Origin of the sequence: Paenibacillus tritici, from assembly GCF_018207515.1 — a bacterium.
GTDB classification, from domain to species: domain Bacteria; phylum Bacillota; class Bacilli; order Paenibacillales; family Paenibacillaceae; genus Paenibacillus_AQ; species Paenibacillus_AQ tritici.
Map to the genome: position 1 here is coordinate 2,793,739 of NZ_CP073365.1, position 20,310 is coordinate 2,814,048.

Sequence of the window (20,310 nt, forward strand, 5' to 3'; positions counted from 1 at the left end):
AGAGGCGACAGGGACACCATGGATAATAAACATATATTTGATGTTGTTGTGGTTGGGAATGGTATTTTAGGACTTTCTTTGGCACTTACGCTTGCAAGAAAAAAAATGCGAGTTGCGTTAGTGGGCGAATCTGCTCGGCCGTGGGCAGCTTCGACAGCCGCAGGTGCAATGCTGGGGTGTTTCGGCGAAGTAACATCCTCACTACTTAAAAATGAGTATGGTCGTATGAAGCATGATTTTGCAGTACGTGCTTTAAGTCTGTGGGATAATTGGTTAGATGAAATGGAAGATAATCAAGGTAATACTAACATTCGTGTTGCCAATGGTACCGTTGTCATATTAAATGCAATTGGTTACTCCAAAGTTGATGATATCAATTTTGAAGCAATCCGTGACTCATTAAAACATTACAGAGAACCTTTTGAAGATATTGATCCCAGGGATGTCGAATGGCTTGATCCTTATCCCTTATCGAGGCCAGGAAGATCAATTTATATTCCAAATGAACATGCAGTTAATTCAATTAATCTTTTACAAAGATTAGAGAAATCCTTTTTATCGCTTGGTGGTAAATTGATTACTGAATCCGGCGTACGATTAGAAAGTAATGCAGGTCAAGTTGATGCATTAGTACTGAATTCAGGCGAACGCTTAGTAAGTAATAAAATCGTACTAGCTGCTGGAGTTAAATCTCAAGAGTTGCTTAACAGCGTACCCGAAATTGCAGCGCATATACCAAGATTAGTTAGTGGGCGTGGTATTTCTGCTTTAATAAGTACTGCCGACGGATCTACGCCTAACAGTGTGATTCGAACACCTAATCGAGCATTTGCATGTGGTCTACATGTACTCCCGCGACAGAAGGGTGAGGTTTATATTGGTGCTACGAATGCGATCGCTCCTAAAGTAGTAGAATATCCTAAGATAGGTAATGTTGCATCTCTACTTGAGACTGGGTATCGGCAAATTCGACGTGATTTGTATAACGGACAGTTGAATCGTATTCAAATAGGTAATCGACCAGTTTCTCTTGATGGGTATCCCCTCCTCGGTGAAACCGGTCTTAGTGGTCTCTGGATTATGACAGGGACTTACCGTGATGGATTAACGTTATCTCCGTATTTGGCTCGAGAAATGACTAAGTTAATTTGTGGTGAAGAGGCTGATCCAGACCTTAAAATGTTTAATCCGGTACGAGCTCCGATTCAACCATATACTCGTGAAGAAATTATTAAAGAGACGGTAGAACACACACTTGCTACCGGTTATGAAACAGATTGGCGCATCCAAGCAGGTTGGCACGACGTAATTGAGAACGATATGTATTCGTTTTATGAGAAGTTCACTAACGATCTCCATCCGTCATTCACACCGCCTGCCGATATACTTGTAGCTGCGGGTAAGCATATGAGTGTACGGAAAATACTCTTTAAATACTATAACAATATTCCTTAATGAAACATAATTAGGTTGTGGCAATTTAGGAAAAAAAGAACTCCAAAAAATCCACATTAAACATAGCAGTAGAGCGTTGAATAATATGTGATACTTACGGTGTCGTTTTGGAGGAAGAAATGGCTGATTATATAAAATATTTGAGAGAGTACGTTGGCAGTCAAGCATTATTGTTACCAGGAGCTGCTGTGATATTAAATAATACCAATGGTGAAATACTAATTCAACACAGAATAGATAATAATATGTGGGGGTTACCAGGAGGTTTCATGGAATTAGGGGAGTCTCTAGAAGAATGTTCTCGAAGAGAGTTCTACGAAGAAACTGGATTGAAGCTTGGTGAACTTCAATTGATTAATGTTTATTCAGGTAAAGATTTCTTCTATCAATATCCGAACGGAGATCAGGTTTTTTTTGTAACAGCAATTTATTATGCAGATACCTATTATGGTAATATTCGATTGGATAGTCCAGAGACTAAAGACTTAAAATTTGTTTCTATCTCAGAAATATTTAGCATGGGGGAATTTGATATTAATGATTTAAGAGTACTAAAACTATTCCAAAAAAATGTAAGGGGGAAGTTGCTTGATTCCAATATCAAAGCCTTCGATTGATGAGCGTGAAATTCAGCAAGTAACAAAAGTTATTAGTAACGGACAGTTAGCGCAGGGGGATAATGTTTATGCTTTTGAGGAAGCATTTGCAGATCATTTTGATTACAAATATTCGGCGGCAACAAGCAATGGGACAGCCGGACTGCATGTCGCTCTTAAAGCGGCGGGAGTGAAAACAGGTGATATTGTTTTGACAACGCCCTTTTCTTTTATCGCAACAACTAATGCTATTATTTATTGTGGAGCAATTCCTGTTTTTATTGATATTGATGATAAAACATTTAACATTTCTCCAGAGAAACTACGCGAAAAATTAATCGAGTACCCAAATGTGAAATACTTGCTTATAGTACATCTATTTGGTCAGCCTTGTCAAATGGATGAAATAATGGATCTTGTAGTATCAAAAGAGCTCATTTTAATTGAAGATTGCTGTCAGGCTCACGGTGCTACTTTTCAGGAGAAAACGGTAGGGAGCTTCGGACATGTAAGTGTTTTCAGTTTCTACCCTACGAAGAATATGACAACTGGAGAAGGCGGGATGATCGTTACTCATAGTAGGGAACTTTTTGAAAAATGTAAACTCCTAATTAATCATGGTTCTAAAAAGAAATATATGCATGAGGTTACCGGTTACAATTACCGAATGACGGAGATGGCAGCGGCTATTGGACTTGAACAGCTTAAGAAGCTTAATAGTATGAACTTGAAAAGAAGGTCAAATGCCGAATTCTACAAAAAACATATCTCAAACGAATTTATTCAATTACCGTTTAATAGAGAGAACATCGAACATGTATATAATGCCTTTACAATAATGACAGAATATAGGGATGAACTGATAGAATACTTGAGTTTAAAACAGATTGGTACATCCATCTATTATCCGTTGTCAATAAACTTACAAGATAGTGTCCAAGATTACTTGTCGGCAATGAATGAAACTGTCAGTCATTGCCCAATTTCAGGCATGGTGTCAAAAAAAGTCTTATCCATACCCATGTACCCTGGCCTAACAGAACCGGAACTTAAATACATTAGCGAAACCGTATCTTCTTTTATACCACGCGCGGTCTTGACAAAATAATTATGATTTGATTTTAGTATAAAAAAATAGAACGGGATGGTGTTAATTTGACTATCGTGTTGATTGATAAGAAAAAAGAGAAAAAGCTAAAAGAATTATTAGTTTTTTTGAATGATAATAATAAATATTATCACAATATGTTTAATAATTTTGGTATAAAAGTCAGTCAAGAAGGTTCAAGTGTAGATGAATTTGATAAATTACCGATTATAACGAAAAAGGATATCAATAAGAATTATAGTGATTATATCTCTCAGAATCAAACTGGTTTATTGCAAGAGCTTACAAGTGGTTCTACAGGAACACCACTAAAGTGTATAAAAACCGAGAAAGAACGTGTTATAGCGTCTGTTGCCCTATGGAAGGAAAGAAAGCGCTGGGATGTAAATGTGAATATTGATAATTTCATTCCGATTGTTGGAGCTAAAACATATAATGAAATTGGCGACTTTTGTGATTTTGAAATAGAGAATATGAAGAACTGTTTCAATAATTTACAGATGCTCTCTCCGCGATGGATTTCCGGTCCAATATCTGTCCTTGAGGAATATGCCAAGCTAGTAGAAAAAGGGGTTTTAGAATACAAAAATAAAAGTATTAAATTTATCGAATTGGCTGGAGAATATGCAGATCCCAAGATTAGGATGTATCTCGAAAAAATTTTTAGTTGTAAAACAACCAATCAGTATGGACTTCGGGAAAGTTGGTGTATTGGTTATGAGTGTAATTTTGGGAACATTCACGTGCTAGAAGATATTTTTGTCGAGTTAGGACCAAGTTTTGAAGTAGATAAAAGATCAGTAAATGAGCTTATCATCACGAGCTTGTATAATAAAGCAATGCCATTTATTAAATATAACACTCATGATCTAGGAAAATTAACTGTTAAGAATTGCGATTGTGGTAAAAGCTCACAGGTAATTGAATTACATGGTGGGAGAACTGGGGATATTATAAGAGGTAGTAGGGAGGTTTTAGGGGATATTTTTTTTAAACGCGTAGTAAATGATGTAATTGAAAGTGGCCATAACTGTATAGAATCATTCCGCGTTGAACAATTATCAGAGGATCAATTTGATTTTTTCGTTGTCAGAAATAACTCTTATACAGAGCATGTGAGCACGTTGTTGAAAGAAATTATTCAGTCAGGGCTGGGTAAGCCTGTTAATGTAAATATCCATTATGTTGATGCAATAGCTCCTCTACCCTCCGGTAAAATGAAGACATTTTATTCACATGTAAACTAATTTTTTATATTTCCATATCTATTACATATAAGGGGATACACTATATGGAAGTCCAATTTTATTCACAAGTCCCAAGTCCATCACATTCTGTTCCTTCTGAATTTGAGGGGTATTACGATTTCGTTAGTACGATCGCCCAACTTTCCGATGAATTCAACTTTACGGGATCCCTGATTTACTATAACCATTTCACGCTTGATCCATTGATCATAGCATCTGCAGTTATTCAGAATACCCAAAATAACATCCCGTTAATCGCTATTCAACCTAATGCATTTCCACCACATACAATCGCGAAGGCTATAGTAAGTCTACATAATTTGTATGGCAGAAAGGTGAATTTGAATTTTATAACAGGGAATAATTTAAACGAACTACGCGAAATCGTAGACGTTCTGGATCACGGTGATCGTTATGAGAGACTTCAAGAGTACATTGATGTATTGAAAGATCTTTTGACAAAGGAACGTATTACTTATAAGGGGAAGTACTATTCTTACGATAATTTTCGAATGGAACCAAGATTGCCCGTAAATGCGTTTCCTGGGATCTTTGTGCCAGGTGCTTCTGAGGCTAGTATACTTGTAGCAAATCGTCTTGCTGATGTTGCTCTTGCTAGGCCAACTCCTGTTAATACATTTTATGACCAATACTGTAAGCATCTAAGGGATAATTCCCTTAGAGTGGGTATTCGAATTGGAATTATCGCTAGAACTACTGACGAAGAAGCTTGGGAGGTTGCAAAAGTAAGGTTTCCTTCTTCTAGAGTGGGCGTGTTAAAAGCGCTTGTATTAAATCGATTGCAAATGAACGAAAACAACAAACAAATGTCTAACTTAGCAAAATCAGATGAAGTTACAGATGGAGTATTCTGGATGGGGGCATATCGAAGCGGAATTAACAACAATCCGTATTTGGTTGGAAGTTACGAAAAGGTAAGTGAATATATTAAAAGGTATCATGATATCGGAGTTAGGGTAATACTCTTATCTGATTTATATGAAAGAGAGCAATTTTTTCATATAAATAAAATGAGGTTAATGCTTAATTTGCTAATAAGTGAGGATATGAAGCTTATCGGTAACTGAAACTTGATAATAAGCATGCTTTTCATTCTTCGTTGAGCAATTGCACTGGTTTAAATGGAATATTATATGATTTATTAAGTAAATGTTTAAAAAACAGAAGAATACAAGAAAGAGTGGTTGTATGGATAGTCCCATTTCGATTGCGAAAGTAAACAAGTTATTGGAGTATTCTCAAACCAATATATCTTACTACAATAAAATATTTAATCGTATTTCGCCACGAATAAGCTATGAACACTTTTCAAGTATCCCACTATTAGACACTTATACTGCACACAAGAATGAATATAATCTATCTTTGGAGCCTAAACAAGGTGATGAGAATGAAATCTTGATGGGAGTTTTAGGATTGCCATTAAAGATCGTAAGGTCAAATTTGGAAAGCACAAGACTCGCCATGCAGCTCACACTCGAACGGAGAAAGCATCTGCAGGGATTACCACAAAGACTGAAGATAGCCGTATTTTCTGCAAGTATAAAAGAGATTGTTAAATATAATGTAAGATCGGACTTGTTAGAATTTTCGCTTAGAGAGATTAATGATGAAGCATTGGAAATGCAAATGAAAGCAATTGTAAAGCATAAATCCCAGATATTAATTGGTCCTCCAAGCATTATAGCAAGACTGGCTAAAATTTGCTCTGAATCCAAGTTGGAAACTAAAAATCTTGAACTAATTGAAACCAGATCTGAAATAATGAATTATAAGCAAAGGCAAGCAATTGAGGGAGTATTTAATTGTCCAGTGACCAATGTGTTTGGAAATCATGAACAATGGGTTATCGGTTATTCCTGTAAAGAAAAGTCGATTCATATTGCAGATGAACAAGTGATGGTTAATATCGTCGACAGCAGCGGTCGAACGCTTCCTTATGGCGCAAGTGGAGAAGTAATCATGACTGGTTTAAATAATTATAGCATGCCACTTATTCGATACAAACTTGGTATTACAGGTGTATTATATCCATCAAGCTATTGTAATTGTAAGAGAAATTCACCAGTTATAAAATTCCCGAATTATAAAAACTACGATTGGATCACAACGGAGCGCGGATTGACATCCCCTTCGTCGTTTACGAATCTATTTCGTGGAATTTCTGGGCCTGAATATTCAGATATTCGGAAAATTAACCTTATTCAAAAAAGCACGAGGGGCTTTGAATTTATTATCTTTTCAGAGGAAAAAAAATTATATGATGTAGATAAGTTGAAACCGATACTTGTTGCCATCTCGAAAGTCATTAATGATAGTTTCGATATAAGCTTTCGTATAAAAAAGCCAGAAGAGATGGGACACGATAGGCGATGGTTTTTAAATCAAATTTAAAAAATACAGTCGGTAAAGTTGAGTTTTTGTTACATGGAGGCACTCCACTTTCTCGACTAATAGTACTAGTGCCTTTGACCATCATCGACCAACTCTGTGTCAGGTTCTAGTCAGTTGTTTGTTTAGTTCGAACTATATAGATAAAGAAGGAGAATTATGCATCTATTGAAAACGGAAAAATACAAGTTATGATATTCTAACTATAGGGATTTTGAGCGTTGATAATTTATAATCAACAAAATAAAGGAGAATATACAAATGGCTGAAAGCATTGTTTTACCGACAGTTCAACCATATTTTTCAGTCTATAATTGGCATGCTAATTTACAATCAATTATTCTTAATCATCCAGATTGGTCCCCATGGATTTATAGTAATTATATACAAATATATATGGATGTAAGACCAGAGATAACGTTTGCTGATTTTTATTTGAATAATGGTCTAACCCATACTACCAGTTGTCCCTTTGTAGAGCGAAACAGCATAAGTAGACAAATAGTTAAAAGGTTTTCTAATTTCGTTGATTTTATTGTTGAGTGCATCAGAGCTGAGAATTATATCTATTTGGTAGCCGATATCTCGAAAATTTCCAGATATTCAGAAACACTTACCAAATATCATGAAATATTTTTATATGGTTATGATCATGGGCAGGGAATATTTTTCATATCTGATTTTATTCAGGGGAAATACTCATCTTTTACCGCTTCCTTTAAGGAAATCGAAGAAGCGATAAACAGTACATATGAGAAAACATTTGACCATCTCCAGCACATTGAGTTATGGAAATATAAACCTGATTCGAGCTATGCTTTTGATATCATTAACGTTAGAAATCAAATCCTTGAATATGTTAATTGCACTAATTCATCAGAGAAATACAGGCAACAAGAACCTCCTCATCCATTTAGAACATTTGGTTTAAATGTATTTAACATCATCTTAGATCATCTACAGTACGTACAAAGCCAAGGTAAAAACCGGATTGACGTAAGGCCATTCTATTTATTATATATTAGGTATAAATTAATGTGCGAAAGATTGAGGTATATGGAAGAAAATAAATTTATTGGTAATATTGCTGACTGCTTTGAATCATATTTAAAGTTATCTAATTTAGCACAAATAAATAGTAATTTGGCACTTAAGTATCAACTTACTAAAAAAGAATCAATAATCACTACTATGCAAAGCACAATACAAATTATTTACAAGGAAGATAAAGAATTATCGGAAAGGTTGTTAGTTGTTATGGATAGATCAATTTAATAAAGTAGTTGTTTGGGTCAAAATTATAGACAAGTGTATTTAAATTAGAGTTCTTTTCATAGAAGGGCTCTTTTTCTTATGGCTTTAGCCAGTTGAGTGCGTGAAACGCGCGAAACAAAAAACCACCCGCTATGCGGGTGGAGGGAACGAGGGTTTGACCACTAAGACCATTCCGATAGAATTGAGATGTTCAGGCTCAAAACGAAAGGAATGGTCAAAGATGGCAAACAAGAGCTATAGCCTAGCTCACACAAAGTGGATGTGCAAATACCATATCGTGTTCACCCCGAAGTATAGACGGAAAGAAATTTATAATCAAGTGAGGAAAGATCTGATCGAAATTTTTAGACGACTATGTAAGTACAAGGGAGTTGAAATTCTAGAGGGGCACATGATGCCCGATCATGTTCACATGCTGGTGGCGATCCCGCCGAAAATTGCGGTCTCAACATTCATGGGATATTTAAAAGGGAAAAGTTCGCTCATGATATTCGAAAAGCATGCTCAGCTCAAGTATAAATACGGAAATCGGAAATTTTGGGAAGAAGGATACTATGTAAGTACGGTGGGTCTAAATGAGGCTACAGTAGCGAAATACATCCGTGAACAAGAGGCACATGATCAAGCGATAGATTAACTGAGTGTAAAAGAATACGAAAATCCATTTAGCGATAAAAGAAACCAAAAGAAATAGCTTGAACAGAATTGCTGTCAGGCTAGTGTCTTTAGGCGCAGTTTGGCAACAAGGGGTTATACCCCAAGAGCAAACCACCCGTTGGACGGGTGGTCCTGATTTGAATGCATAAGCTGCAGCAATACCGCTGAATCCCTATGTTGAATTCGTATATAATAAGGTCATATGAAAGGAAGTGATCGTATCCTTTTTATCCTGGAAGGACTCCTGCTGCTGATTGGTCAGACTTTCTACCTGCTGAACTACCGGAGATAAGTCCAGCAGATCAGCAGCCAGTTCTCTTTTATCATGGAGCATGAATCCCGTAACCGTATAGTCACCCAACTGAAGCCGAAGGAGATCGGCAGGCTGGTCCGTGAATGCAACAACCTGTTAAGCCGCCAGACCGGGATGGGGGAACAGTTCAGCCGCAAGAATCAGGAAGCAATTGGTTCTGCGGACGGAGGTGGGGTAGGAAAAGGGACGGTACGTGCGGCTGGCCCAGTCGAGGATTACAGCAGATCATCAAGCTGGTGGACGGGCTGTTCCTGTATACCAGGCTGCAGAATCCCGAATATGAATTGGAGCTGCGGCTGGTTGATGTGGTGGAGGTCCTGAAGCGGAACCTGTTCACCCTTCATTGAGGATTTCACCCGAAGGAGGAGCCTGAGCTGCGGCTAACGGAGCGGCCTGTTCTGGTTATGGCGGAGCAGAATGCAGCAGAGCGGATTTTCACGAATTTGCTCGGGAACTATTTCATGCATGGGGATGGTTCACTTACTGTTTAAATGAATTTTAATTCTGTCGATACTTCTCTGTTCAAACATCTTTTATATGAAATTGTTACTTTAAAAGCAGAACCACCAAAGCATTAAGTTCTCTAAATACGCGATCAGGAGTTACTAATCTTTGAATTATAATGCAATGTAATGCATGAAAATAAATAGACATGAATTCTCTGAATATTATGCAAAAGATATGCATAATCCTATAATGCTCTTTTTATCATTATATGTGAAAAATATTTTAGTTGGTTAAAGTATTTTTCATGCTTTTATCACTTTATCTGAAATATGGATTGTTGAATAACAAGCTTTTTGAGCTCGATTTTCTCACTTATTTTGCAATATCACATGTTGTGACGTTTCATTTTAAATGAGAATTGTTTCATTTCAAGTGAGAAAATAATTTTATACACTTAATTGAATTAAAATACATTAAAAGCACAACTAGAACACCGCAGCATGCTTCATTATGTTGCTGTGTTCTTTTTTGTTTGTGCCTATTTAATTTAATGTAACTTAAAAAGATGAGGATGGTATAGAGTGCCTAAATATAATATTTATAAAATTAAAATGAAAAACAAATTGGTGATTATGTAGCCGAATTTTATATAAAGATTTCTTTAATGAAAAATTTAAACGATCTTCGTAGTTTCGGTATATAGTACAAAAGAGGTGGAACTCCTTAAGAATCTACTCATTAATCTTAATGGGGTTGAAGAAGTTATTCAATACGCTAATAATCGAAAAACGCTCTCAAATACTCAACTGTTCTAAGTAAAAATAATGGGGAAGTGATCCTATGGTGTATCGGGCTTTTTGCAGATTTAATACTTTATAACTACTTCTCTGCATGTGCTTGAGTTTGTTCGAATAAGTTAGGAAGTAAAACCAGGACAAACCATAGGTGGAGATGCTTAGAAATGGGGATGCGTAAACAAAGCTTTATTCGTGGCACGTTCATTTTAACCGTATCGTCATTTTTTACAAAAGGGCTCGGATTTTTGAACGGAGTTTTGTTGGCACGTTTTTTGGGAGCCGAGGGGGTAGGTCTGCTTATGATTGCTCATCCCCTACTTCCCTTATTTATTACACTGACAGAACTGGGGCTTCCTGTTGCGATTTCGAAGCTTGTCTCAGAAGCCGAGGTTAAGCAGGATGAAGCGCGGGTAAAGCGAATTCTCAAAGTATCCTTAAGCATTACGGGTACATTGAGTATTATTCTAACTTTAGTGGCTCTATTTGGCTCCAAATGGATCGCATCGGTTTTTTTAGCCGATCAGCGGGCGTATTATGCTATGGTCGCGATTACACCAATCATTCCAATTATTGCGATGTCAGCTGTATTGAAAGGTTATTTTCGTGGGAAACAGAACATGAACCCGCTGGCCTTTTCCGATATTATTGAGAATTTGGCGCAAATCATTGTCATTATCGGTGTTGTCAACGTTTTGCTGCCCTATGGCATTGCCTATGCAGCTGCGGGTGCTATGGCGGCATCCGTTATCGGCGAAGGTTTTGGATTGCTCTATTTGTTTGCTGTCTTCAAATGGTCAAATCGAGGGAAGATCAAAACCTCCCCACCGCCTACATCAAGTATTTCGCCCAAAGGTGACAGTACGTTGAGAGATCTGCTGCGCATCGGCTTACCGATGACTGGCAGCGGGTTTATTCATTCTATCTATCATGCGTTTCTCCCACTGCTTATAACGAAAAGTCTAGTACTGTTTGGTGTAGGTGTGGAGATGGCGACTAAACAATTCGGACTTCTGGCGGGATATGCTCTCCCAATGTTGTTTCTCCCCAGCTTTTTCACACAATCGTTGTCAACTGCATTAATACCGGCGATCAGCGAAGCAAGTGTGACCAACAATAGTAAGCTTATGCATAGTCGGATGGATATGGCTATGCGATCCGCGCTCATTGTAGGTCTCCCATGTACAATCATCCTGTACATATGGGCTGTACCATTAACGACATTGATCTATCATTCGGCAGAAGCGGGTGAGCTGCTAAGGTTGATTACCCCCTTATTTTTTCTTTATTATTTTGGAGCACCACTGCAAGCGATTCTGCTTGGTTTGGGGAAAGCATCAACCGTCATGTGGAACCATATTCTTACGAATATTTTTGAAGTCATTGCGATCTTTGTTCTCGGTTCAAATATTGGAATCGAAGGAGTTGCTATGGGGTTTGGACTGGGGCTCTTGCTGCTGACACTGCTGAATTTTTTATCTGTGGCAGGAACGATCGGATTATATTTTGACTTTCGCATTGTATTCAAGGTGGGCGCGGGAGGAATTGTCATGACGATTTGTGGGATGACGGCTCACGGAATTCTGGAACGAATGGACCTGGGACAGATCATTGAACTGTCCGGAGCGCTATTCGTTTCGTTGATCACCTACGCAGCAACATTGCAGGTAACCCATGCTTGGGAAAGGGCACCGAAACCGCCAACGATCACGCCTGTTTCTTAAATAAGAATATTCGGTTTCACGCTCCAAAAAGTAAATCGAGCAATGAAGCTGATGAATGATTATGGTATATGCCGCATTCGCTGCAGGCGATAAAAGAATGTAAGTGATCGGCATAGCGCTGGCTGATGACATCGTTCCACAATCAGAGGATGCTGCTGATCATAGTCTAAAGCCAGCAATGCAAACATCATAAGAATTGTACTGGTTGCATAACTGGTACAGGGTCCCATCGGATTCAATTCGCGTCTCTAAGAGATCAGACAGATTAGGAGCATTAGCCGTTGAGATCGAAAAACGTCGATCGGCCATTATAAGCATTGGTGTGAGATGCACTCTTGAGTAGCCAGAGAACTCAAAATAGTTAATAGGAAAATAAGCTGGAAATAGCAAAACTTCTAGAGGAATCGAAGAGATCGATAAAGGCCACTTGCTTTGTCCTGTAGCTGCGAGAATGACTCTAGTTAAGGTGCTAGTAACTTTTCAAATCCCTCCTTTGGATTGAATATAATCTTTAGCGCGCAACATCGGCTCATCTGTCACCTTACTGTATCCAGAGTATAGAAGGGAGTAGTAGGCTTCAACCGAGGTAGATAAGTTTCCATATTCTTTATCTCTATATTATATGATGGAGGAGAATGGGAAATGAAAAAGGACTGTAAAGTTGCTTTATGCAACTTTACAGCCCTAGATACTATAGATATACAAAAGTTTAATTCTCAATAATAATACGATTCAGCTTAAGATTCACCGGGGCAGCAATCGTGTCACCTACAGGGCATTTACTTTCTAAAAATTGCACGAATGCTTCAACCTTCTCGGCAGGCGATGAGGTCTTTATGTAGAATGTATATCGAATATCGGAATAACCAGGACGGACTTCGGAACGGTTAAAAAATCCGTCGAGATCCAGATCGCCTTCTACGTCAACTTTGAAATCTTCAAGTTCCACCTCGAATTTTGAGGCATAAACTCGGGCAACAATAGATTGGCAGGCCCCTAAAGAAGCAAGCAAAGCTTCAACAGGATTCATTCCAGTATTTGTACCCCCAAGACTTTGAGGTTCGTCGATGACAAGCTCGAATTGTCTTGCTTTTGTAATAACCTTAACCCCATCTTGTAAATGAGCAGTTGCTTTGAAAGTTTGAACATTTGGCATGTGTTTACACTCCTTCTTCTGGACAACCCAATTAAGAGTAGATACTTCGAATATCATTCAATTCATAGTATATTTATATGAATTGTATAGATTATAGTTCTATTCTTTGTACCTTGTCAATATTTGATTAGTTTATTGGAGGTAGATAATGTGTCGGCTGGAATGGCGTTTACGTGAAAATTAAATGTGGAAACTTAAGAGTTACTTAAGACCATATTGGGTGTGGTCTGTGTAGCACTACTTATGATGATGCTCGAAGTGTTTATGGATTTGCTTCAGACTACACTAATGGCGAGCATTATGGATTATGGGATTATGACGAAAGATTTATCACATATTTATTCGACGGGATTGACCATGCTAGGAGTAGCATTTGTCGGTCTAATTGGTGGGATGGGCGTGGTAGCGGTGCGCCAATCGTACGTGCTAAAAATCAAGTGAGCACGCTTAAACGCATCTGGACTTATTTGAATCGTCAACGGTTCGGGTTAATCATTGTATATGTATTTACTGTGTCGAATGCTCTTCTTTCGTCGATTGGACCGTATCTCATCGGTAAAGCGATTGATACTGCGTGTGGAAAATTGTATTTTGCACTATAGGAAATATCTTCTTGTCAACTTTTTAAGATATTCTTGGTAAGGTAAGGGGATATCAATTAATAAGAGGTGATGAGTTGTAATGATTAAGAAATACTGCTTGTTCTGTGATGAGATGGTATCCATTACATCGGAAGGCGATTACGATAGATATTTAGGTTGTAATTGTTCTCCTGACGGGTTCTATAACTTATTGAGAGACAGCTATGAGCCTATAAATTCTCTCGCGCATCAAAAGAAACGCGATATGTTTCATGTCGTATCGGCTTATATACGGGAGCTGACAGATCGTGGAGAGAAGTTCAGTCTATCGGCCGACGATTTAGAATCCATTGTAAATTCCCCGAAAATTCCAGTGACGATTGAAGATAAAGGAAACCTTTTACTGCAATACTTATACAGACATTCTGAAGCCCCCGGGGAATCCGTTGTTATTCAACCACTCTCCAGTAGCTATAACCTGACGTATTCGCCTAATCTGCAAGAACTGGTATATATCATAGATAAGCTGATTAACGATCAGTCTATGATTAGGGAAGGCATGACCTTTAAGTTGACGGACGCGGGATGGAATGAAGCTGCGGCAATCGCAGGAGGCAAAAAATTAAAACCCTGTATCGTTCTAATGTCCGATGCGGAGGATTTGCACACGGTGTGGGTGGAAAAACTGCTTCCCAAAATCGAGCAGTTTGGTTATATACCACGTTTGCTAAGGCATACGACATCGCAAAACCGTGAACCGTATTCCTTGGAGCTTATAGAGGAGAGTAAACTGATTATCGCTGATTTAACGGGTCAATCCCCTGAGGTATATTTTACTGCAGGATATGCGCTCGGTTTGAACATACCAGTGATTTGGACTGTGAACAGCAGCGATGCCGATAACCTTTTTGTACAGGTGAAAAATATCCGTCCGATCGTTTGGGATACGGCTGAAGAGCTGACAGTTGTACTCCAGCAGAAGTTGAGTTAATAGGGTCTATCTCATATTTATATTTTACGATATTTTTTTTTTCTTATTAAGGGCTGAACCTAAACCCACAAACAGCAAAGCGATAATACCACTGAAAAGAAACAGGAAGCCCAGCGGAATTAAGAAAAAGAGCGGCTCATGCAACATACCATCTGATCCCACGCTTGAATCAACTATTCTCGAGATCATTAACCATAATTACTTGTGAGGACTATTATTTTGATCATTAACGGAATGACGGATCAGGCGTTTGCACCGGCAGGCCAAGTTACACGTGCGCAATTTGCGGCACTACTGGTAAGAGGACTGGGGCTATCGACAGAGTCGGTAACAAATGCCTTCAACTTAGACAACTGGGAGTTTCTCAGGAATAAAAGCACGAGGCGGATTTGAGGTTGGTGTAACCTGGGCGAAATCTCGGGCGACGAGTATCCAGGTCAAATCGCTTAACGGAACAAGTGCCAAACGTTCATACCCAAACATTGCCGGGGCAATCGTCACTAATCAAGCAGGTCAAAATGTTGCTTATGCGACTAATCACTTCACTCATGTCCCTCATGCTGGGTCAGTTCCCGGACAAGAAGGGAATCGTCCTGGGGATGTTGCTAAGTGGTGCAGGTATCGGGATGTTGTTAAGCGGATTAAATCGCTTCGAAATAGGGAATAAGAATGCGCAGGGGAGGCATGTCCGCAGGGCGGAGGTGGCCTCCCGTCTCTGTATAAAGCTGCTGCAGAAATCTGCCCTTAATGTGGGCTTACCCGCCTTATCCGGATGCGCCAATCCGTCTATAATCAGGTTGTAAGCGAATACAAAATGGATATATAAGGGGGAACTGAGGTTACCGATGATCTGGAACACTTCGAGGTGCTCTAAAAAAAGATGAAAGAGGTGTTTATTTATGTTAAGGAAGTTAAAGTTATTAAGTGCATTATTAATTTTTTGTATGGCCAATCTGTTACCTGTCTTTCCTTCGACAGCAAGCGCGGCGGGTACAATTGTAAGCTATCCATTACCGTCGATCTATACCACGACCAGTCAATACACGGTTACAGCAGACTCTACGAATATACCGGTAATCGACACTTCGGCGGTATTTGTAAACTATAATTATTGTAATTTCTCTTTTTCAGGTACGACTACAATCACAATAACAGCAAGCGAGCCAATCAATACCTATAATATTTCTCCCAAAGCTTTGGGAATCACTGCAACCAAGAGCGGGAATACACTTACCTTTACACTTTCATCACCAACCTATCTTATCGTTAAAATCAATAACCTGAAGGATCTGGTGATTGCGGCAGATGCTCTTGAAACCAATGTTCCGGCTTCATCCGGTACAGGGATATACAATGTTAAAACCGGGTACGGTGCCGACAGTACCGGGGCCGCTTTGGCTACAACTGCAATACAGAACGCCATCAATGCGGCTAACGCAGCAGGTGGCGGTATCGTATACGTTCCAGCCGGAGTGTACAAGAGCGGAAACCTTGTTCTAAAAAGCAATGTTTCGGTGTATCTGGAGGGTGGTTCTGTTATAAGGGGTTCAGGAAATCCAAGCGATTACACTACCCATTTCCATAAGAATTCTCTGAATAAGGATGGAACCTGGTTTATTTATACCGAAACCAATGCAAACAATATTAAGATATACGGCAGGGGAACAATTGACGGCAATGGCCATTATATGAGAAATACAAACAATTATCTGAACAATATTCTTGTACCCTTGCAGTGCAGCAACTTCACGGTTGACGGCATAACCATAAGAGACAGCGGGGGCTGGGCTACAATCGTTACCAGATCTAATAACGTAACCTTCCAGAATACCAAGCACTTCAACAACAATGAACTTGATTATGAAAATGATGCCATAGACATTCAAGAGAGCCAGAATGTACTCATTAAGCACACTGTAGCAGTATCGGAGGATGACACCTACTCCTTTAAGACCTGGGATGTAGCCACTACGGATATAGCTGCAAACTGGCCGGGAAGTCCTGAAAGCCAGTCAAATGTAGTGGTGGATGATGCTTTGGCCTGGAGCAGATGTGGAGCATTCAAGGTTGGAGATGGAGTGAAACAGCTTCAGGATGGCATCGTTGTTAAAAACTCTTATGTATACCGGTGCTGGCGCGCTTTAGCAGTCGGTCACCTCTATGGGACTCCAGCAGCACAGAACATCGTATTCGACAATATAGATGTAGAAGGCTTCTGGCCAAGATCCGGTGTTCACTCCAGATGGTTTGATCTTTCTGCAAAAACCGGTCCGATCAAAAATGTGGTTTATAATAATATCAATTTACGCGCTTTGGGTGAAGTTTCAATCATGAAGGGTTGGAATGACACATCTACAGTCTCCGGAGTGACATTAAACAATGTTCGCGTCGGTGGAGCTGCGATAAATAATTTGACGGATTTGAAAATAACAGATACGAACAGCTATGCTGCAGAGCCCAAATTCAACACATTGAAATTTGAAGCAGAAGGCTATAACCTTAGTTCAGGTGTTATGTCCTATGAGTCAAGCACTGACGGCGGGGTGAATGTGGGTGGAGGCAGTAATGGCGACTATATAGCATTTAAAAATGTAGACTTTGGCAGTACAGCTAAAACAAGTATTGATATGAAGGTTGCATCCGCTAACTCCGGCGGAAGGATAGAATTCCACTTGGATAGCCCTACAGGCCCTATGCTGGGGTCTTGGACGGCCGAAAGCACAGGCGGATGGCAGACATGGTCAGTCAAGAATATCCCGCTTAATGCCGGGACAGCGGTAGGAACTCATACGGTATATGTTACTTTTGTGAAATCAGATTCAACGACAGTTGCCAATTTAACTTGGTTCCAGTTCAAATAAAATGGATAAAGGTTTCAATTCATATTCAAAAAGTCCTGATTAGGAATTACCTAAATCAGGACTTTTATTTTTGCTCCCTTAATGAGGGGAGATTCTCCCGCAACAGGTAGAAGAAAGAGGCATTTTCATTGATAATGGTTATCAATGATATCCGAAATTCGAGGAGGAAGAGGTAAGAATGCTCAAACATAAGACAATCGAAGGCGAAGAACTGGAGCAGGGGGTTAGTCCGCGCCGATGGTATACGTTGGCGGTTATTCTTCTCCCCATATTACTTATTTCGTTGAACACCTATATGATCCAGGTCGCGCTTCCGTTCATACAAAGTAATCTGAACGCCAGTTTTTCCGATGCGCAGCTTATTGTGACCTGTTTTTCACTTAGTTTGGCCATAACGCTCATTGTTAGCGGAAAACTTGGCGACATCTACGGGAGGAAACGCTTGCTGCGAATTGGCGTGAGCGGGTTTACACTCATGGCTATGCTGGGAGGTATGACTACGAGTCCGACTCTCCTGATTGTTATTCGAATCTTCCAAGGCCTTGCCGCGGCGCTTATTCAACCTCAAGTGTTATCCATGATGCAAGTTAATTTTCTGCCGCGGGAAAAAGGGCTTGTCTTCGGGATTTACGGCGCATTGCTCGGGTTCGGGTTCGCCTTCGGCCTCACGTTGGGAGGGATTCTGGTCCATTGGAACGTGTTTGACTTAGGTTGGAGATCCGTATTTTTGATCAATGTTCCATTCGGTATTGTTGTACTTCTGTGCTTGCCGTTTCTATCGGAATCGCGAAGAGACCGGGCACAGAAAAACGACTGGTTCGGTACGGTCCTCATTATGGGTGGGCTGTTTCTGCTTGTGTATCCGTTATCCGAAGGCCAAAAACAGGGATGGCCGAATTGGATATGGGGGTGTATGGTTCTTGCGATACTGTTGCTATTTACATTCATCGCAGTTGAATTGCGCAAGCAAAATCGCGGTGATGCACCGCTGGTAGATCTGACGATTTTTAAACAACGTCTGTTCGGCGCAGGAATTCTATCTGTTGTGTTCATCTATCTCAGCATGTTTTCTTTCTTTTTCATCCTGACGTACTATTTGCAGTTCGGCTTGCATTTCGATGTCCAAGAGACGAGCCGCGCTTTTCTGCCTCTTGGCTGCGGTTTTTTCCTGACTTCTCTGATCTCATCTCGAGTGGTTGACAGGTGGGGGATGGTTGTGCTGAAAATCGGGGCATTGGTAACGGCAGGCTGCTGTTTTTTATTTATATTGCTGTTGCATATTGATGCGATACATTTGCTCAATCTAACCTACATTGCACTGCTGCTGGTGTATGGCTTAGGACTGGGGCTGGTCACAACGCCGCTCACCCGAGTCGTGCTGGGCACCTTACCGGCGAAGGATGCAGGGACAGGCTCAGGCTTGTTTAATACCGTAATGTATTTGGCTAATTCGTTAGGTGTGGCGCTGATTAGCATTTTGTTTTCAGTTACGTTACGGCAGTCCTTGAATAATGCAGTCCTGTCCGACTATGTAAGGGCATTTTCCGCTTCTTTAACTGCCTGTGGAGGAATGGCTCTGGTGACTTTTGTTTGCCTTATTTTGATGCGCAGCCCCAAAAATTTATAAATCAAATCGTTTGTTTTGTTCCAAGTTTAGTTGGCTGATCCGTTTCACATAATCGCTGGGATTGCAGCCGTAATGCTTGCGAAAAGCAGTCGTGAAATTGCTGGCATTGCTATAGCCGACTGAAACAGCTGTTTCACCTACGTTCAGATGAGCTACTTCCATATACCACATGGCTTTCTCCATTCTTTGTTGACGTACAAGCTCGAAGATGGTCATGTCGAATAATTCGCGGAAGCCCTTTTTCAACTTGAATTCATTCATTCCAACTCGTTGGGACAACTCTCTGATCGACAGCGGTTGTTCGAAATGTATTTTTACTAACTCATGTGCCTGCTTCAGCTTGGAAATATCATCTCGACGAATGATCATATTTCCACCAACAGAACCGTATGCATCCGACTCTCCGAATAACGTTATAAATTCAAGCGCCTTACTCTCCAGATATAATCGTTTCAATGTGCCAAGATGAGTACAATGGAACATGTCGAAGACACATCTTTGGAGGGTCGGTGTGTTCGGAAATTGATCAATATTCCCACGATGATGTTTAAGCCATGTTTCCATTTTTCGTTTTTCTGATGAGTCCTCAGCGTAGCGCAGTAGTTCATCAGGGGTGAACCTGATTTCCACAAGCTGATTTTGGATACCTGCCTTTTTCTCCTCATAAACCTGAACATCCTCCAGAAAGAGAACACTGCCTGTTTGTGTACCAGTATGGCTGTCCTTACCGTTCCATTCGCAATGGATATCCCCATTCACACAATAACTCAATTCAAATAGCTGACAAGATTCCTGAATCTGAAGTTTCATATCCTGTTCGAATGTAATATCCGTTAGCATGATCTCCATGCCAGGACGGATTTGGGTTCTTGTCACACTTCCCTTGCCTATATGAGAAGGAATAATAAGCCGTTGTTCATAATTTCTTTGCTGAACATGTCCCTCTACTACTCCCGTAAATTGATCAAATAAATCATGAATCTTGTTAATGTGTAAAGTCATCGCGGATATCACTCCCTTGTCTATTACGAAGCGACATATGTCACAATTCATTCATAAAATAGCG

The 20,310-nt window shown here is 39.8% G+C and carries 19 protein-coding genes and 2 pseudogenes; 16 read left to right on the forward strand and 5 right to left on the reverse strand.

What is annotated here, in order from left to right; genetic code table 11:
- The first annotated feature begins 18 nt into the window (after positions 1-18).
- The 8 genes from KDC22_RS11715 to tnpA all read left to right on the forward strand — a co-directional run bounded on the left by KDC22_RS11715 (position 19) and on the right by tnpA (position 8,730).
- Positions 19-1,455: an NAD(P)/FAD-dependent oxidoreductase gene (locus KDC22_RS11715; protein ID WP_211723134.1), complete on the forward strand. Its 1,437-nt coding sequence runs from the start codon at positions 19-21 to the stop codon at positions 1,453-1,455.
- A 119-nt stretch (positions 1,456-1,574) separates the two neighbouring features.
- The gene (locus KDC22_RS11720; protein ID WP_211723135.1) at positions 1,575-2,072 is read left to right on the forward strand and encodes an NUDIX hydrolase; all 498 of its coding nucleotides are present in this window, start codon (positions 1,575-1,577) and stop codon (positions 2,070-2,072) included.
- Positions 2,044-3,159, forward strand: a complete 1,116-nt coding sequence (locus KDC22_RS11725) for a DegT/DnrJ/EryC1/StrS family aminotransferase (RefSeq protein WP_211723136.1) — start codon at positions 2,044-2,046, stop codon at positions 3,157-3,159. The genes KDC22_RS11720 and KDC22_RS11725 overlap by 29 nt, the downstream gene beginning before the upstream one ends.
- A gap of 47 nt (positions 3,160-3,206) precedes the next feature.
- A complete protein-coding gene (locus tag KDC22_RS11730) occupies positions 3,207-4,406 on the forward strand; it encodes a phenylacetate--CoA ligase family protein (protein ID WP_211723137.1) in 1,200 nt (399 codons plus the stop codon).
- Positions 4,407-4,450: 44 nt separating this feature from the next.
- Complete coding sequence (locus KDC22_RS11735) at positions 4,451-5,494, forward strand: LLM class flavin-dependent oxidoreductase (protein WP_211723138.1); 1,044 nt, start codon at positions 4,451-4,453, stop codon at positions 5,492-5,494.
- A 121-nt stretch (positions 5,495-5,615) separates the two neighbouring features.
- Positions 5,616-6,821: a phenylacetate--CoA ligase family protein gene (locus tag KDC22_RS11740; RefSeq protein ID WP_211723139.1), complete on the forward strand. Its 1,206-nt coding sequence runs from the start codon at positions 5,616-5,618 to the stop codon at positions 6,819-6,821.
- Between the two features lie 258 nt (positions 6,822-7,079).
- The gene (locus KDC22_RS11745; RefSeq protein ID WP_211723140.1) at positions 7,080-8,093 is read left to right on the forward strand and encodes a hypothetical protein; all 1,014 of its coding nucleotides are present in this window, start codon (positions 7,080-7,082) and stop codon (positions 8,091-8,093) included.
- A 220-nt stretch (positions 8,094-8,313) separates the two neighbouring features.
- Positions 8,314-8,730, forward strand: a complete 417-nt coding sequence (gene tnpA / locus KDC22_RS11750; protein WP_211724005.1) for an IS200/IS605 family transposase — start codon at positions 8,314-8,316, stop codon at positions 8,728-8,730.
- Positions 8,731-8,922: 192 nt separating this feature from the next.
- Here the strand turns inward: tnpA and KDC22_RS11755 are convergent, their stop codons facing one another.
- A complete protein-coding gene (locus KDC22_RS11755) occupies positions 8,923-9,111 on the reverse strand; it encodes a hypothetical protein (protein WP_211723141.1) in 189 nt (62 codons plus the stop codon).
- A 35-nt stretch (positions 9,112-9,146) separates the two neighbouring features.
- Between KDC22_RS11755 and KDC22_RS11760 the strand changes: the two genes are divergently transcribed.
- Both KDC22_RS11760 and spoVB read left to right on the forward strand, forming a co-directional pair.
- On the forward strand, positions 9,147-9,410 hold the full coding sequence (locus KDC22_RS11760) for a hypothetical protein (RefSeq protein ID WP_211723142.1): 264 nt from the start codon (positions 9,147-9,149) through the stop codon (positions 9,408-9,410).
- A 1,061-nt stretch (positions 9,411-10,471) separates the two neighbouring features.
- Complete coding sequence (gene spoVB, locus KDC22_RS11765) at positions 10,472-12,028, forward strand: stage V sporulation protein B (protein ID WP_211723143.1); 1,557 nt, start codon at positions 10,472-10,474, stop codon at positions 12,026-12,028.
- Positions 12,029-12,187: 159 nt separating this feature from the next.
- Here spoVB and KDC22_RS11770 read toward each other — a convergent pair.
- Positions 12,188-12,571, reverse strand: a pseudogene (locus KDC22_RS11770) (hypothetical protein); the annotation flags it as partial.
- Between the two features lie 166 nt (positions 12,572-12,737).
- On the reverse strand, positions 12,738-13,184 hold the full coding sequence (locus KDC22_RS11775) for an OsmC family protein (RefSeq protein WP_173137679.1): 447 nt from the start codon (positions 13,182-13,184) through the stop codon (positions 12,738-12,740).
- 243 nt (positions 13,185-13,427) lie between these two features.
- Here KDC22_RS11775 and KDC22_RS11780 point away from each other — a divergent pair, with 243 nt between their 5' ends.
- The gene (locus KDC22_RS11780) at positions 13,428-13,625 is read left to right on the forward strand and encodes a hypothetical protein (protein WP_211723144.1); all 198 of its coding nucleotides are present in this window, start codon (positions 13,428-13,430) and stop codon (positions 13,623-13,625) included.
- A gap of 240 nt (positions 13,626-13,865) precedes the next feature.
- A complete protein-coding gene (locus KDC22_RS11785; protein WP_211723145.1) occupies positions 13,866-14,756 on the forward strand; it encodes a hypothetical protein in 891 nt (296 codons plus the stop codon).
- Positions 14,757-14,780: 24 nt separating this feature from the next.
- Here the strand turns inward: KDC22_RS11785 and KDC22_RS11790 are convergent, their stop codons facing one another.
- Positions 14,781-14,945, reverse strand: a complete 165-nt coding sequence (locus KDC22_RS11790; protein ID WP_211723146.1) for a DUF3955 domain-containing protein — start codon at positions 14,943-14,945, stop codon at positions 14,781-14,783.
- Between the two features lie 15 nt (positions 14,946-14,960).
- Here KDC22_RS11790 and KDC22_RS11795 point away from each other — a divergent pair, with 15 nt between their 5' ends.
- The 4 genes and pseudogenes from KDC22_RS11795 (at position 14,961) to KDC22_RS11805 (ending at position 19,244) form a co-directional block, all read left to right on the forward strand.
- Entirely contained in the window at positions 14,961-15,149 is a 189-nt protein-coding gene (locus KDC22_RS11795; RefSeq protein ID WP_343221979.1) for an S-layer homology domain-containing protein, read from the forward strand.
- Positions 15,127-15,231, forward strand: a pseudogene (locus KDC22_RS34030) (glycoside hydrolase family 95-like protein); the annotation flags it as partial. The gene KDC22_RS11795 and the pseudogene KDC22_RS34030, both read left to right, overlap by 23 nt.
- Positions 15,232-15,655: 424 nt before the next feature.
- The gene (locus KDC22_RS11800) at positions 15,656-17,617 is read left to right on the forward strand and encodes a carbohydrate-binding protein (protein WP_211723147.1); all 1,962 of its coding nucleotides are present in this window, start codon (positions 15,656-15,658) and stop codon (positions 17,615-17,617) included.
- Between the two features lie 178 nt (positions 17,618-17,795).
- Complete coding sequence (locus KDC22_RS11805) at positions 17,796-19,244, forward strand: MFS transporter (RefSeq protein ID WP_211723148.1); 1,449 nt, start codon at positions 17,796-17,798, stop codon at positions 19,242-19,244.
- Here KDC22_RS11805 and KDC22_RS11810 read toward each other — a convergent pair.
- A complete protein-coding gene (locus KDC22_RS11810) occupies positions 19,239-20,246 on the reverse strand; it encodes a helix-turn-helix transcriptional regulator (protein WP_211723149.1) in 1,008 nt (335 codons plus the stop codon). The two genes, KDC22_RS11805 and KDC22_RS11810, sit on opposite strands and share 6 nt — an antisense overlap.
- Between the last annotated feature and the right edge of the window lie 64 nt (positions 20,247-20,310).

Excerpts from the sequence above, each read along its gene's own strand:
- KDC22_RS11740 (WP_211723139.1), top strand. The coding sequence starts at position 5,616 with ATGGATAGTCCCATTTCGATTGCGAAAGTAAACAAGTTATTGGAGTAT.
- KDC22_RS11775 (WP_173137679.1), bottom strand. The coding sequence starts at position 13,184 with ATGCCAAATGTTCAAACTTTCAAAGCAACTGCTCATTTACAAGATGGG.
- KDC22_RS11745 (WP_211723140.1), top strand. The coding sequence starts at position 7,080 with ATGGCTGAAAGCATTGTTTTACCGACAGTTCAACCATATTTTTCAGTC.
- KDC22_RS11735 (WP_211723138.1), top strand. The coding sequence starts at position 4,451 with ATGGAAGTCCAATTTTATTCACAAGTCCCAAGTCCATCACATTCTGTT.
- spoVB (WP_211723143.1), top strand. The coding sequence starts at position 10,472 with ATGGGGATGCGTAAACAAAGCTTTATTCGTGGCACGTTCATTTTAACC.
- KDC22_RS11715 (WP_211723134.1), top strand. The coding sequence starts at position 19 with ATGGATAATAAACATATATTTGATGTTGTTGTGGTTGGGAATGGTATT.
- KDC22_RS11720 (WP_211723135.1), top strand. The coding sequence starts at position 1,575 with ATGGCTGATTATATAAAATATTTGAGAGAGTACGTTGGCAGTCAAGCA.
- KDC22_RS11800 (WP_211723147.1), top strand. The coding sequence starts at position 15,656 with ATGTTAAGGAAGTTAAAGTTATTAAGTGCATTATTAATTTTTTGTATG.
- tnpA (WP_211724005.1), top strand. The coding sequence starts at position 8,314 with ATGGCAAACAAGAGCTATAGCCTAGCTCACACAAAGTGGATGTGCAAA.
- KDC22_RS11810 (WP_211723149.1), bottom strand. The coding sequence starts at position 20,246 with ATGACTTTACACATTAACAAGATTCATGATTTATTTGATCAATTTACG.
- KDC22_RS11785 (WP_211723145.1), top strand. The coding sequence starts at position 13,866 with ATGATTAAGAAATACTGCTTGTTCTGTGATGAGATGGTATCCATTACA.
- KDC22_RS11780 (WP_211723144.1), top strand. The coding sequence starts at position 13,428 with ATGATGATGCTCGAAGTGTTTATGGATTTGCTTCAGACTACACTAATG.
- KDC22_RS11790 (WP_211723146.1), bottom strand. The coding sequence starts at position 14,945 with ATGATCTCGAGAATAGTTGATTCAAGCGTGGGATCAGATGGTATGTTG.
- KDC22_RS11760 (WP_211723142.1), top strand. The coding sequence starts at position 9,147 with ATGCAACAACCTGTTAAGCCGCCAGACCGGGATGGGGGAACAGTTCAG.
- KDC22_RS11805 (WP_211723148.1), top strand. The coding sequence starts at position 17,796 with ATGCTCAAACATAAGACAATCGAAGGCGAAGAACTGGAGCAGGGGGTT.